The following is a 13,600-nucleotide window of genomic DNA, read 5'->3' on the forward strand; positions in this document are numbered from 1 at the left end:
GCTACGGAGAATTTAAAATGAGTTATACAAAATTAAGCCGTGATCAAATTGCTGAGCGTGTGGCACAAGACATTCCTGATGGTGCTTATGTCAATTTAGGCATTGGTTTACCGACTAAAATTTCAAGCTATTTACCAAGCGACAAAGACGTATTTTTACACTCTGAAAATGGTCTTTTGGCTTTTGGTCCACCACCTGCTGAAGAAGATCGTGATCCTGAACTGATTAACGCGGGTAAAGAATTTGTGACTCTACTGGATGGCGGTGCTTTCTTCCATCACGGTGACTCATTTGCCATGATGCGTGGTGGTCACTTAGATATCGCAGTACTTGGTGCTTTCCAGATTGCTGAAAATGGTGATTTGGCGAATTGGCACACAGGCGCACCTGATGCGATTCCTGCGGTTGGCGGTGCGATGGATTTAGCCGTTGGTGCGAAAAAAGTATTTATCACGACCGATCATGTGACTAAAAAAGGCGAGCCGAAAATCGTTGCAGAGCTAACTTATCCAGCTACAGGTTTGAAATGTGTAGACCGTATTTACACTGACCTGTGCGTGATTGATGTGACTGCTGAAGGCATGAAAGTGATTGAAAAAGTGGAAGGTCTTTCATTTGAAGAATTGCAGTCCTTGACGGGTGCAAAACTGATTGATGCGACGGTTTAAGACACTTTAGAAATATACAGAATCCCCCTAAATCCCCCTTTTTCAAAGGGGGACTTTGACCAATAAATATTTATTTTTCATTGGAAAGTCTCCCTCCTTTCAGGAGGGATTAAGGGAGGTAAAGGATTTAAAAATGAAAAACGCATACATTATTGATGCCATCCGTACCCCATTCGGTCGTTATGCAGGTGGACTTGCACCTGTACGTACAGATGACTTAGGCGCATTGCCAATCAAAGCTTTAATTGAACGTAATCCATCAGTGAACTGGGAAAAAGTTGATGATGTGATTTATGGCTGTGCCAACCAAGCAGGTGAAGATAACCGTAACGTCGGTCGTATGTCTGCACTTCTTGCAGGTGTGCCATACCAAGTGCCTGCAACTACAGTCAACCGTTTATGCGGTTCATCACTGGATGCTGTGGCAATGGCAGCACGTGCAATTAAAGCAGGTGAAGCAGATTTGATTATTGCAGGTGGTGTGGAAAGCATGTCTCGTGCTCCATTTGTGATGGGTAAGTCTGAATCTGCTTATGGTCGCGCACAAAAGCTTGAAGACACTACTATGGGGTGGCGTTTTATCAATCCAAAACTCAAAGAAATGTATGGTGTTGAAACCATGCCTCAGACTGCGGAAAACGTGGCTGAGCAATTCAACATTAACCGTGCAGATCAGGATCAGTTTGCATTAACCAGTCAACAACGTACAGCTGCTGCACAGGCAAAAGGTTTCTTCGACAAAGAAATTATTGCAGTGACCATTCCACAGCGCAAAGGTGATGCCATTGTTGTGGCAAAAGATGAACATCCTCGTGCAACCACCATTGAAGCATTAACCAAGTTAAAACCTGTGGTGAAAGCTGAAGGTACAGTCACTGCGGGTAATGCATCAGGGATTAATGATGGTGCAGCAGCACTCCTAATCGCTTCTGATGATGCGGTTGCAACTTATGGTTTAACAGCTCGTGCCAAAGTGATTGGTGCAACAACAGTCGGTGTTGAACCTCGCATTATGGGCTTTGGTCCTGCACCTGCGATCAAAAAATTGCTTGCTCAAACAGGTTTAAGCCTTGAGCAGATGGATGTGATTGAACTGAATGAAGCTTTTGCAGCGCAAGCGTTGGCTGTGACCCGTGATTTAGGCATTGCCGATGGTTCAGAGAAAGTCAATCCAAACGGTGGTGCGATTGCTTTGGGTCATCCACTTGGCGCATCAGGCGCACGTTTGGTGATTACAGCGCTGAATCAGCTTGAAGCAACAGGTGGCAAATATGCCCTTTGCTCGATGTGTATTGGTGTAGGTCAAGGCATTGCTTTGATTATTGAAAGAGTTTAAGGATCAGCAAAATGAGCCAGTTATTTGCAAGTTTGTTTTATCAAGCTGATGTCACTCAGATTTTTAGTGATCAGGCATTGATTCAATACATGATTAAGGCAGAAGTTGCTTTGGCGCAGGCGGAAGCTGATGTTGGTGTCATTCCGCAAAGTGCCGCAAGCATTATTGCCCAAGTTGCTGAAGAGCAAGGCATACATGCGATTGATTTTGAAAGCTTGGCAACAGCAACTGCATTGGCTGGCAATATTGCAATTCCTTTTGTAAAGCAATTTACTGCTGCTGTAAAAAATGTCGATGAAGAAGCTTCTCGTTATGTACACTGGGGTGCAACCAGTCAAGATATCATTGATACTGCGACAATTTTACAAGCAAAAGATGCGTTATCTATCATTCAAATACAATTACAAAGTGCTCATGATGTTGCAGTTCATTTAGCAGAACAGTATCGCGATCAGGTCATGATTGGGCGTACATGGTTACAGCAAGGACTACCGATTACGTTAGGGCATAAAGCTGCACGTTGGGCAAGTAGTTTTCAGCGTGATTTAGAACGTTTAGAGCAAATAAAATCTCGAGTACTCACTGTTCAATTGGGCGGTGCGGTTGGTTCTTTAGCATCTATTTTAGATCAAGGTTCGGCAGTTGTTGAGGCTTATGCACAGCGACTTGATTTGTCTAAACCTGATTGCACTTGGCATGGCGAACGTGATCGTATACTGGACATTGCCCATTTTTTAGCAGTTGTTACAGGTAATACTGGGAAAATGGCACGTGATTGGTCACTCATGATGCAAACAGAAATTGCAGAAGTGTTTGAACCGACAGCTAAAGGACGTGGTGGCTCATCAACAATGCCACACAAGCGTAACCCAGTCGCGGCTGCATCCATTTTGGCAGCAGCAAATCGAGTACCTGCCTTAATGTCGAGCATGTACCAAAGTATGGTTCAGGAACATGAACGTAGCTTAGGTGCATGGCATGCAGAATGGCTTGCGCTACCTGAAATTTTTCAGCTTTGTGCAGGTGCATTGCAGCGTACACATGAAGTATTACAAGGCTTAGAAGTTAATTCTGAAAATATGCAGCGTAATATTGAATGCACACAAGGTTTGATTATGGCGGAAGCGGTCATGATGGCTTTAGCCCTTAAAATGGGACGCTTAAATGCACATCATTTGGTCGAAGCTGCATGTAAAAAAGCGGTTGCTGAGCAACGTCATTTACAAGACGTTGTGGCTGAAATTGCAGAGGTTCAGCAGTATTTTAATGTTGAACAATTGCAACAGATATTTAAACCTGAGTCTTATTTGGGAAATATTCAAGATCAAATCGAAGCTGTGCTGAAGCATGCTAAAGGAGAGGCAAAGTGATGAACAAGATTATTAATCGACAAGGAAAGGCTTTAGCAATTCAAGTTGATGGTTTAGATCATGCACCTGTGATTATTTTTTCGAACTCTTTAGGAACTGATCATCACATGTGGGATGAGCAAGTTGCTTATTTTAAAGAAAATTACAAAGTTGTTCGTTACGATACACGCGGTCATGGTCAAAGTGATGTAATTGAAAACTCTACTTTGGCAAACCTTGGCGAAGATGTACTGGATATTTTAGATGCCTTAAATATTACAAAAGCACATTTTTGTGGCATCTCGATGGGTGGTATTACAGGTTTATGGCTTGGGATCAATGCTGCGGATCGTTTTGAAAGTATTACTGTGGCAAATTCTGCTGCCAAAATTGGACAGGCAGAAGCATGGCTTACACGTGCAGACCAAGTCGAAAAAGAAGGTCTAGCAGACTTAGTCAAAACCACACATACACGTTGGTTTAGTGAGTCATTTGATTATCAACACGATGACTTAGCACAACGTACGATTCAAAGCTTAGCCGCAACACCAGCTCAAGGTTATGCAGCGTCTTGTCGTGCATTGGCTGATGCAGATGTTCGTGCAGATTTAGCCGAAATTGGTATTCCAACTTTATTGATTTGTGGGGCGAAAGATCCCGTGACTACACTTCAAGATGGTGAATTTATGCAGTCTAAAATACAGGGCAGTGAGCTTCAAAGCATAGAAGCTTCGCATTTGTCTAATATTGAATGCCCTGTAGAGTTTAGCCAGATTTTAACTAAATTCATTGCATAAATTTAACATAGCTTAAAACAGATTTTGCCTAAAGGAGATAGACATGGCATCTCAGGAGAGTACTGTCCTTAAAAAGGGGATGGATGCCCAAGCATTAATCAATAATGCTCCTGTATCAAAATATCAATGGCTGATTGCAATTGTTTGTTTTCTCATTGTTTTTGTTGATGGGATTGATACGGCTGCAATGGGTTTTATTGCACCTGCATTGGCACAAGATTGGGGTATTGCCAAGGCTGATCTAGGTCCTGTGATGAGTGCTGCCTTAGGTGGGATGATTTTTGGCGCATTATTTTCAGGTCCACTTGCGGATCGTTTTGGGCGAAAAATTGTTTTAACGATTGCAATGCTGATTTTTGGCGGCTTTACCTTAGCTTGTGCTTATTCTTCAACTTTAGATCAGTTGGTTATTTTTCGTTTTCTCACAGGAATTGGCTTAGGCGCAGCAATGCCAAATGCAACGACTTTATTCTCAGAATATTGTCCTGCCCGTATCCGTTCATTGCTTGTGACATGTATGTTCTGTGGTTATAACCTCGGTATGGCGATCGGTGGCTTTCTCAGTAGTTGGTTAATCCCAAATTTTGGGTGGCACAGTCTGTTTTTGGTGGGCGGTTGGGCACCACTTATTTTAATGGTCATGGTCGTACTTTGGTTGCCTGAATCATATCGTTATCTGATTGTGAAAGGTAATGCCTCAGACAAAGTTAAAAAGATTTTAAATAAAATCGCGCCTGAACAAGTTGCATCTGTTAATGAATTCCATGTTCCAGAAGAAAAGAGTGAAGCAGCAAATAAAAATTCTGTAATTGGTATGTTGTTTTCAAAATCATATATCAAAGGCACTTTTTTACTGTGGTTTACCTATTTCATGGGTTTAGTGATTATTTATCTCTTGACCAGTTGGTTGCCAACATTGATGCGTGAAACAGGTGCAAGCATGGAGCATGCTGCATTTATTGGTGGATTGTTCCAGTTCGGTGGGGTACTCAGTGCGCTATTTATCGGTTGGGCAATGGATAAATTTAACCCTAACCGTGTGATTGCAGGCTTTTATTTCTTAGCTGGTGTATTCGCTTTTATTGTGGGTCAAAGCTTAAATTATCCAACATTCTTAGCAATATTTATCTTATGTGCAGGTATGGCTGCCAATGGCGCTCAGTCTGCAATGCCAGCATTAAGTGCTCGTTTCTATCCTACCCAATGTCGTGCAACAGGTGTGGCATGGATGTCAGGTATTGGACGTTTCGGCGCTGTATTTGGTGCGTGGATTGGTGCGGTATTACTGGGTAATCAGTGGTCATTTACTGCAATTTTATCTTTATTACTTATTCCAGCGACTGCTGCGGCAATTGCGATCTTAATTAAATCATTTGTTGCACATACAGATGCAACCTAAGAGGAAATTTTTATGAACGATGAAGAACGTTATCAACAAGGCATTCAGGTTCGCAGTGAAGTGTTAGGTGAAAAACACGTGCAGCGCTCTTTGGATAATTTGAATGATTTTAATGCAGATTTTCAAAACTTTATCAGTCGTTTTGCATGGGGAGAGGTGTGGTCACGTCCAGGAATGCCACGCCATACACGTAGTCTAGTCACGATTGCTATTTTGTTGTCATTGGGCAGAACAGATGAACTACGCTTACATTTGCGTGCTTGTTTTAACAATGGTGTGACAAAAGACGATTTAAAAGAATTATTTATTCATTCATCACTTTATGCAGGTTTACCTGCGGCAAATGCAGCGATGCATATGGCTGAAGAAGTGTTTAAAGAACTCGGCTTAGATGCTGAATAACGAAGTCATAACACGTTAAGGAATTTACTTTTTAAAAGGAAACTATGATGTCTAAAAATATTTGGGGCGCATATGCACAGCGCAATAGTGAAGATCATCCACCTGCGTATGCACCAGGCTATAAAACAAGTGTATTGCGTTCACCAAAAAATGCATTAATTTCGATTGGTGAAACCATTTCAGAAGTGACTTCACCACGTTTTTCGGCAGAGCATTTCGGTCCTAAAGATAATGACCTTATTTTAAACTGTGCTAAAGAAGGCTTACCAATTGGTGAGCGTGTCATTGTACATGGCTATGTTCGTGACCAATTTGGTCGTCCTGTAAAAAATGCGTTACTTGAAGTATGGCAAGCCAATGCATCAGGTCGCTATCGTCATCCAAATGACCAATTTATTGGCTCTTTAGATCCAAACTTTGGTGGTTGTGGTCGTATGATGACAGATGAAAATGGTTTTTATATTTTCCGTACCATTAAGCCTGGTCCATATCCTTGGCGTAACCGTATTAATGAATGGCGTCCTGCGCATATCCATTTCTCTTTACTTGCTGATGGTTGGGCACAACGTTTAATTTCACAATTTTATTTTGAAGGTGATCCACTGATTGACAGTTGTCCAATTATTAAAACCATTCCTTCAGAAGATCAACGACGTGCTTTGATTGCCCTTGAAGACAAGAGTAATTTTATCGAAGCTGATAGCCGTTGTTATCGTTTTGACATCACTTTACGTGGTCGTCGCAAAACCTATTTTGAAAATGAATTAGTTTAATACATGGAGTAAATGCTATGAACGGTTGGAATTTCCAAGAATTACATGAAACCCCATCGCAAACAGGTGGACCTTATGTTCATATCGGTTTGTTACCTAAACAAGCAGGTATCGAGGTTTTTGAATATAACTTTAATAATGACTTGTTGAAAAATAATCCAGAAGGTCAACGTATCCGTTTAGAAGGACGTGTATTTGACGGTGTGGGTGTGCCATTACGTGATGTTTTAGTCGAAATTTGGCAAGCTGATGCAAACGGCGTTTATCCAAGTGAGGCAGATTTTCAAGAGAAAAAAGCAGATCAAAACTTCCAAGGTTGGGGACGTGCTGGCGCAGACTTCCAAACAGGTGTATGGCATTTTAATACCATCAAACCAAGTACTGTTCCTGGTCGTAAAGGTTCAACACAAGCACCGCATATTAATCTGATTATTTTTGCACGTGGTATCAACTTAGGTTTAAACACACGTGTTTATTTTGAAGATGAAGCTGAAGCGAATGCAAAAGATCCTGTATTGAATAGCATTGAGTGGGAGCCTCGTCGCCAAACTTTGATTGCTAAGCGCAGCGAAGAAAATGGTGAAATCGTCTATCGCTTTGATATTTATGTTCAAGGCGACAAAGAAACTGTATTTTTCGATATTTAATTAAATACATAGATTTTAAAGTGATGTACATCTGGTGAAACAAAACCACTGGATGTACAGGAAAAATGATTGGGATTGAAAATGAATAGATTTGCGCTAAAAACATGTTTGACTGTTGCGATTGCGTTGTCTTGTTCTTTGGTACAGGCAAATACTGCATTGAATACTGTTGAAAATGATACTGTTTATCAGATTAAAAATGTCAATATCGGTGAAATGCCCGTAAAAACCATTGTACCGATTACAGCAAAAACCAAAGCACAAGCACTCGAACAAGCCAAAATTATTGCAAATCATCCTGATGCGGATATTGCAGAGTTTCGTATCGATTTACTTGATTTTGCTGCTGACAGTAAGCAAGTGATTGCATTGGGGCAGGAACTCAATCAAATTTTAAAAGATAAACCTTTAATTGCAACGATTCGAACTGCAAATGAAGGCGGACAACTCAAAATCAGTGATGCAGATTATCAAAAAAATTATCGTGCATATTTAAAACAGCCTTTTATGCAATTGCTTGATATTGAAATGTTTAGAGATGAGGCGGTTGTTCAACAATTAACACAACTGGCACATCAAAAAAATGTACGCGTTATCATGTCAAATCATGACTTTAACCGTACACCTGAGCAAGCTGAAATAGAAAAACGTTTGTTAAAACAAGATGTTATGGGGGCTGATATTTTAAAAATCGCAGTGATGCCACAGTCTAAACAAGATGTATTTACCTTGATGAATGCAACTTTAAATGTCAGCCAGCAAACTAAAAAGCCGTTATTGACTATGTCGATGGCGAAATTGGGTGCAATTTCTCGTATTGCTACTGCCAATATGGGTGGAAGTATGAGTTTTGGCATGATTGGTGAGGCTTCTGCACCTGGACAAATTGAAGTTAAACAGCTCAAACAACTTTTAAATATTGTTGAACCAAACTAAATACATCATTACATTAGGGAAAATCAATGAAATCGTCTATTTTTGCGCTGAGTGCTTTGGTTCTCGGTTTAGGAAATCTTAGCCACGCACAAACTTTTGTGGTTGATCAATACGCAGATCATGGTGAAAAAGGTACTTTACGTTGGGCTATTGAACAAGCAAATAGTCAGCCTTCAGAAGCACATCAAATTCAGATTAAAGCTGTGGGGCAAGCGCCTTTTGTCATTTTTCCTGAAAAGCCTTTACCTGAAATTCGTACAGCAGTTTCTATTGTCGGTGAAGCATGGGCAGCCAATGGTCAATATATTGCAATTGATGGCTCTAAATATGTCAAAGGTACAGGTGTAGAAGCTTGTCCTGGTGCAGTTTCAGGACAGTTTGGTACAAACGTACGTACAACAACTTTGCCTGGTTTAGTGCTACGAGATACTCAAAACGTGCAAATTCAGGGACTTGAAGTTAGAAACTTCTGTATAGGCGTGTTAATTAACCGTGCAAGTAATAATCTGATTCAACACAACAGAATCATGAATAATTATGGTGGCGCGGGTGTTATGCTCACAGGCGATGATGGTCAAGGCGGTTCAACAGCAACCACAACCAATAATAACAAAGTATTAAATAACTATTTTCAGGACAATGGTGATGGTCTTGAGTTGACACGAGGTGCAGCATTTAACTTGGTTGCAAATAATCAATTTATTTCGACTGCTCAAAATCCTGAGCCTTCACAAGGCATCGAAATTTTATGGGGCAATGACAATAGCATTGTTGGCAATACGTTTAAAAACTACTCAGATGGCTTACAAATCAACTGGGGCAAACGCAATTACATTGCTTATAATGAGTTAAGTCATAACTCAATTGGTTTTAATCTTACGGGTGATGGCAATATTTTAGACAGCAATCGACTACATGATAATCGTATTGGTGTTGCGATTCGCTCAGAAAAAGATGCCAATGCGCATATTACATTAACCAAAAACTTGATTTGGAATAATGGCAAAGATGTTAAACGTTGTGAAGCTGGTGGTTCTTGTGTACCTGAGCAACGTACTGGTGCAATTATTATGAATGTTCCTGCGTTAGAGCATGCTGAATTTGTTGGTTCACGTGGTCGTGGTGTGGTGATGGATGAAAATACGTTACAACATACATGTCAAGATGCAACACAACAAAACTGTAATGCCAAAGCCAATCAAAATATTACTGCACCAACGTTACAAGTGAAACAAGGCGTTGTAACTGTTGAAGTTCAAGCGCAAAAAAATGCAATGTATCGTGTTGAATTTTTCGGAAATTCGCAAAAAAATGCCAATGAAGCAGAAATCTTCTTAGGTACAGAACAAGTCGTGACTGATGAAAATGGCAAAGCCAAAATTCAATGGAAACCGACTCAAAAAGTGCAATCAATCACCGCGACCTTAACTGATATTCATGGTGCAAGTTCTGAATTAAGTCCTGCTGTGAAATTGTAAGGTTATTTATGTTGAATCATCTTTGCTTAAGGAAAAGCATATGAAACATTGTTTAGTAAAACCCTTAACTGTGCTGAGTTCAGCGCTATTTGTATCACAATTTACATTTGCTCAAATGCCATGGTCAGAAGATCGACAATGGCTTTTGGGAGACTGGAATGGTGAACGCAAGAGCTTGGAAGAAAAAGGCTATAAGTTTACTTTGGGTTTTCAAAATGAAAGTGCAACAAATATCGATGGTGGTTATAACGATGATCGAGAAATGTTGCACGCTTCTCAACTTACGTTAGCTTCACAATTTGATTTGGAGAAAATCGCAGGTTTGGAAAATACCCAAGCCAGTGTCATGATCACCAAACGTGACGGACAAGCATTATCCGCAGAACGAATTTCTGATCCACGCGCATCACAGTTTAGTAGTGCGCAAGAAATTTATGGTCGAGGACAATCTTGGCGTTTATCACAAGCATGGATAAAATCTGGGTTTTTAGACAACACTTTGCAGTTTAAAATTGGACGAATGGGATTGTCCGAAGATTTCAATGCTTCGCACTGTGAGTTTCAAAACTTAATGCTATGTGGTGGTCAACTGGGTAAAACCGTAGGCAGTATTTGGTACAACAGCCCAGTTTCACAATGGGGAATGAACCTAAAATACCAATTTCTACCTGAGTGGTCACTTGCGGCAGGGGTTTATGAAATTAACCCTGAAAATACCTTTGAAGATCGTGGCTTTAACTTAGGCATGGATGATGCCGAAGGCGTTTTGATTCCTGTCGAGTTGACTTGGAAACCTAAACTCGCTGCTTTTAATGGTTTAACAGGAGAATATAAACTCGGTGCATTTTATGCGACTGCGGATGCAAATGACATAAAAACCAATACACAAGGTCAGATCATTGATGCAGATACACCTGCAAAAGTCCATGATCATAAACAAAGTGTCTGGTTAAATGCACAGCAACAACTGACTGCACATGAAAATGACAGTAAACGTGGTCTATTTGCATCTGCCAATTTCACTTGGAATGATAAAGCGACCACGACTGTTGAAGCGTCACAGCAGTTGGCATTTTGGTATAAAGGCGCATTCGATGCTCGTCCACAAGACAGCATTGGTTTAGGTTTTGCACGTTTTGATGTTAATGAGCGCGTTCGTGATCGTCAGCATTATCAGAACCAACAAAACGGTTTAACTGCGGCAGATTATACAAATCCTTTATACCGACCTATTCAAAATGATGAGCTTAATATTGAACTGAATTATAGTTTGAATTGGTCACCAGCAATCATGTTGCGTCCAAATATTCAATATGTGCATCAAGCAGGTGGTTTAAAGCAAGTAGATGATGCATGGGTGTTGGGTTTAACTACGCGTTTCAACTTCTAAGCCATTTATTTTCCCCAATAAAAAGCGATCTACTTAGATCGCTTTTTATCATTAATATTGTGACAAATGAATAATTTGACTCACTTTTTCCACCGTTTCAAGCAATGCTGGTGCGAGTTCTTCAACACGTTTTTCATTTAAACGTACAGATGGACCTGCGATACTCACCGTCCCAAAAGGAATACCTGTATGTGGATTTAGAATAACTTTTGCCATAGCAGTCATCCCTAACTCATAAGTATCTTGAATTAAACCATAGCCTCGGTCTTTAGATGCTTGTACTAAAACTTTAAGCTCTTCTAAGTTTTTGGGGGTATTGGGACCAAATAAATTTGCTTTTTCAAAACCTTCGCGTTCTGCTAAGCGTAAAAAATCAGCCTCATTGAGTGCAGAAAGATAAGTTAAACCACAGGAAGATGCAGGTAAATACGCAACACTGCCCGAATCAGGGTCATATTTTAAACCTGATTTTGAACCTTGAGCTTTTGCAATCCAAATAATGTTTTCATTTTCAATGAGACCCAAACGCACCAGTTCAGCAGATTCTTCAGCCAACTGATTGAGTAGCGGCTGAAAAGTTTCTGTAATTGAGCGAGAAGACAAATATGTCAGTCCCATTGAAGCGATTTTTAAGGTCAATTTATAGTGCTGGCTTAGTTCATCTTGATAGATATAGCCCATGTCTTTCATCGAGCTTAATAAACGATGCATTGCAGATTTGGGAATATCTAAATCAGTTGAAAGCTGGCTTAAAGCACATCCATTTACATCTTTTAATAACGCTTCGAGCACGGTTAAAGTGCGGTCATTATTACTCAGCATAAAAAATCCAAATTAATTACTAATATTTTTTGGAACAGTGTTCCAAAAAACTAAAAAACAGATTATATTACATCTTAGATTCTATCCTAAATGATTTTTAGATAAATCAGCATGATCTAGGGTAAAAAACTGAAGCCTTCTCAGTTCATTTTTAACCTAAGTCAAATTTAAACCTATTTATGCATGGAACCGCATAAATGAAATAGGTGAACGCTAAGGGAGCAAGTGTATGCAGCAACAGGTAGATTTAAGGGAATTTCTAGACGAAAATAGAATTTCACCTTTACAAAAATTTATTATTTTTATTTGTTTAATGATCGTCGTTGTTGACGGTATTGATATTTCAATTATGGGTTTTGTTGCACCCGTCATTAAAAATGAGTGGGGAATTACCACAACTGCATTAGCACCTGTAATGAGTGCAGCCTTGGTCGGACTGGCATTAGGTGCCGTGATTTCGGGACCATTAGCCGATAAATTTGGGCGTAAAAAATTATTAATTGTAAATTTAATTGGTTTTGGATTTTTTACGCTCATTGCAGCAGTTTCAACCAATGTCACAGAACTGATGATTTTCCGTTTTATTGCAGGATTATTTATGGGTGGTGTGATGCCACAAGCTGTGACGTTAACCACTGATTATTCACCTATGCGTGTAAATGCACGAATGGTCACATTGATTTTAAGTGGTTTTACTTTTGGTGCAGCATTAGGTGGCTTTTTAGCGGCATGGGTTATTCCGCACTATAACTGGCATGCCATGATGATTATTGGTGGAATATTACCTTTAATCTTGGCGGTGATTGTGGCATTTAAACTGCCCGAATCCATTGGTTTTAAGGTTTTAAAGCAACATCCTAAAGCTGAAATTGATGCCATTATTCAAAAAATTGCACCTGATTTTGATACGACGAACAAAGTTTTTGTACTACCAAAACCAAAAACGAAGTCTGTAGATAATCCAGTTAAAACGATTATTAGCCCATTTTATTTCCTTGGTAGTTTCTTACTGTGGTGGACATATGCTTCAGGTTTATTTGTGGTGTATCTACTTGGAAGCTGGTTACCAATGATGTCAAATGAGTTTGGTTTCAGTATCAGTGAAGCATCTATGATTACTGCAATTTATCAACTTGGTGGTCCGATCGGTTGTTATGCTTGCGGTTATTTGATGGATAAAATCAATGCACATATCGGTTTGGTGATTTGTTATCTGATCGCAATTGTCTTCATGATTTTCATTGGTGAAGTGGGACATAACTTCTACGTATATAGTGCAATGTGTTTCTTTGTTGGCATGTGGATGAATGGTGCAAACTCAGGTGTAAATGGTTTATCAAGTGCATTTTATCCCGTCTTTGCACGTGCAACAGGAAACAGTTGGATGCATGGTATTGGACGTTTAGGTGCGGTTGCCAGTGCATTTGCTGGTGCTTATTTCCTCAATCAAGGTTGGTCAGCAAGTAAAATTTTCCTTGTACTCTGTGTGCCTGCCGCAGGGATGGTCATGGCTTTACTCCTCATGAAAATGATTTATTCACCACAACGTATGCAACAACGAGCTTTAGACGACGCAAAAGCTTAATAAAAACACTTTAATTTA

Annotated in this window: 13 protein-coding genes; 12 read left to right on the forward strand and 1 reads right to left on the reverse strand. The window is 39.9% G+C overall.

Annotation, left to right across the window (positions count from 1 at the left end; translation table 11 throughout):
• Nucleotides 1-17 precede the first annotated feature (17 nt).
• The 11 genes from C9E89_RS07585 (at nt 18) to C9E89_RS07635 (ending at nt 11,175) form a co-directional block, all read left to right on the forward strand.
• Nucleotides 18-668 carry a 3-oxoacid CoA-transferase subunit B gene (locus tag C9E89_RS07585; RefSeq protein ID WP_107007738.1) on the forward strand — a complete coding sequence of 217 codons (651 nt, stop codon included), beginning with the start codon at nt 18-20 and terminating at the stop codon, nt 666-668.
• Nucleotides 669-801: 133 nt separating this feature from the next.
• A complete protein-coding gene (gene pcaF, locus C9E89_RS07590; protein WP_107007642.1) occupies nt 802-2,004 on the forward strand; it encodes a 3-oxoadipyl-CoA thiolase in 1,203 nt (400 codons plus the stop codon).
• Nucleotides 2,005-2,015: 11 nt separating this feature from the next.
• The gene (pcaB, locus tag C9E89_RS07595) at nt 2,016-3,374 is read left to right on the forward strand and encodes a 3-carboxy-cis,cis-muconate cycloisomerase (protein ID WP_107007643.1); all 1,359 of its coding nucleotides are present in this window, start codon (nt 2,016-2,018) and stop codon (nt 3,372-3,374) included.
• Entirely contained in the window at nt 3,371-4,150 is a 780-nt protein-coding gene (gene pcaD / locus C9E89_RS07600; protein ID WP_378228226.1) for a 3-oxoadipate enol-lactonase, read from the forward strand. Before pcaB ends, pcaD begins: the two co-directional genes overlap by 4 nt.
• Nucleotides 4,151-4,193: 43 nt before the next feature.
• Nucleotides 4,194-5,549, forward strand: coding sequence for an MFS transporter (locus tag C9E89_RS07605; protein ID WP_107007645.1), 1,356 nt, complete (start codon nt 4,194-4,196; stop codon nt 5,547-5,549).
• 12 nt (nt 5,550-5,561) lie between these two features.
• Complete coding sequence (gene pcaC, locus C9E89_RS07610) at nt 5,562-5,951, forward strand: 4-carboxymuconolactone decarboxylase (RefSeq protein WP_107007646.1); 390 nt, start codon at nt 5,562-5,564, stop codon at nt 5,949-5,951.
• 47 nt (nt 5,952-5,998) lie between these two features.
• Complete coding sequence (gene pcaH / locus C9E89_RS07615; protein ID WP_107007647.1) at nt 5,999-6,724, forward strand: protocatechuate 3,4-dioxygenase subunit beta; 726 nt, start codon at nt 5,999-6,001, stop codon at nt 6,722-6,724.
• 17 nt (nt 6,725-6,741) lie between these two features.
• Nucleotides 6,742-7,371 carry a protocatechuate 3,4-dioxygenase subunit alpha gene (gene pcaG / locus C9E89_RS07620; RefSeq protein ID WP_107007648.1) on the forward strand — a complete coding sequence of 210 codons (630 nt, stop codon included), beginning with the start codon at nt 6,742-6,744 and terminating at the stop codon, nt 7,369-7,371.
• Nucleotides 7,372-7,452: 81 nt separating this feature from the next.
• Nucleotides 7,453-8,307, forward strand: a complete 855-nt coding sequence (aroD, locus tag C9E89_RS07625; protein ID WP_107007649.1) for a type I 3-dehydroquinate dehydratase — start codon at nt 7,453-7,455, stop codon at nt 8,305-8,307.
• A gap of 26 nt (nt 8,308-8,333) precedes the next feature.
• The gene (locus C9E89_RS07630; RefSeq protein WP_107007650.1) at nt 8,334-9,785 is read left to right on the forward strand and encodes a right-handed parallel beta-helix repeat-containing protein; all 1,452 of its coding nucleotides are present in this window, start codon (nt 8,334-8,336) and stop codon (nt 9,783-9,785) included.
• Nucleotides 9,786-9,825: 40 nt separating this feature from the next.
• Complete coding sequence (locus C9E89_RS07635) at nt 9,826-11,175, forward strand: carbohydrate porin (protein ID WP_107007651.1); 1,350 nt, start codon at nt 9,826-9,828, stop codon at nt 11,173-11,175.
• A 51-nt stretch (nt 11,176-11,226) separates the two neighbouring features.
• Here C9E89_RS07635 and C9E89_RS07640 read toward each other — a convergent pair whose 3' ends face one another.
• Nucleotides 11,227-11,997 carry an IclR family transcriptional regulator gene (locus tag C9E89_RS07640; RefSeq protein ID WP_107007652.1) on the reverse strand — a complete coding sequence of 257 codons (771 nt, stop codon included), beginning with the start codon at nt 11,995-11,997 and terminating at the stop codon, nt 11,227-11,229.
• Between the two features lie 229 nt (nt 11,998-12,226).
• Here C9E89_RS07640 and C9E89_RS07645 point away from each other — a divergent pair, with 229 nt between their 5' ends.
• A complete protein-coding gene (locus tag C9E89_RS07645) occupies nt 12,227-13,582 on the forward strand; it encodes an MFS transporter (protein ID WP_107007653.1) in 1,356 nt (451 codons plus the stop codon).
• Nucleotides 13,583-13,600 lie beyond the last annotated feature (18 nt).

This window comes from Acinetobacter sichuanensis (genome assembly GCF_003024515.2).
In the GTDB taxonomy this organism is placed as follows: Bacteria; Pseudomonadota; Gammaproteobacteria; order Pseudomonadales; family Moraxellaceae; genus Acinetobacter; species Acinetobacter sichuanensis.

What these genes read in the sequence shown, in the direction of transcription:
- pcaC (WP_107007646.1), top strand. Translation starts at nt 5,562, where the DNA reads ATGAACGATGAAGAACGTTATCAACAAGGCATTCAGGTTCGCAGTGAA.
- aroD (WP_107007649.1), top strand. Translation starts at nt 7,453, where the DNA reads ATGAATAGATTTGCGCTAAAAACATGTTTGACTGTTGCGATTGCGTTG.
- C9E89_RS07645 (WP_107007653.1), top strand. Translation starts at nt 12,227, where the DNA reads ATGCAGCAACAGGTAGATTTAAGGGAATTTCTAGACGAAAATAGAATT.
- pcaH (WP_107007647.1), top strand. Translation starts at nt 5,999, where the DNA reads ATGTCTAAAAATATTTGGGGCGCATATGCACAGCGCAATAGTGAAGAT.
- pcaB (WP_107007643.1), top strand. Translation starts at nt 2,016, where the DNA reads ATGAGCCAGTTATTTGCAAGTTTGTTTTATCAAGCTGATGTCACTCAG.
- pcaG (WP_107007648.1), top strand. Translation starts at nt 6,742, where the DNA reads ATGAACGGTTGGAATTTCCAAGAATTACATGAAACCCCATCGCAAACA.
- C9E89_RS07635 (WP_107007651.1), top strand. Translation starts at nt 9,826, where the DNA reads ATGAAACATTGTTTAGTAAAACCCTTAACTGTGCTGAGTTCAGCGCTA.
- C9E89_RS07630 (WP_107007650.1), top strand. Translation starts at nt 8,334, where the DNA reads ATGAAATCGTCTATTTTTGCGCTGAGTGCTTTGGTTCTCGGTTTAGGA.
- pcaF (WP_107007642.1), top strand. Translation starts at nt 802, where the DNA reads ATGAAAAACGCATACATTATTGATGCCATCCGTACCCCATTCGGTCGT.
- C9E89_RS07640 (WP_107007652.1), bottom strand. Translation starts at nt 11,997, where the DNA reads ATGCTGAGTAATAATGACCGCACTTTAACCGTGCTCGAAGCGTTATTA.
- C9E89_RS07605 (WP_107007645.1), top strand. Translation starts at nt 4,194, where the DNA reads ATGGCATCTCAGGAGAGTACTGTCCTTAAAAAGGGGATGGATGCCCAA.
- C9E89_RS07585 (WP_107007738.1), top strand. Translation starts at nt 18, where the DNA reads ATGAGTTATACAAAATTAAGCCGTGATCAAATTGCTGAGCGTGTGGCA.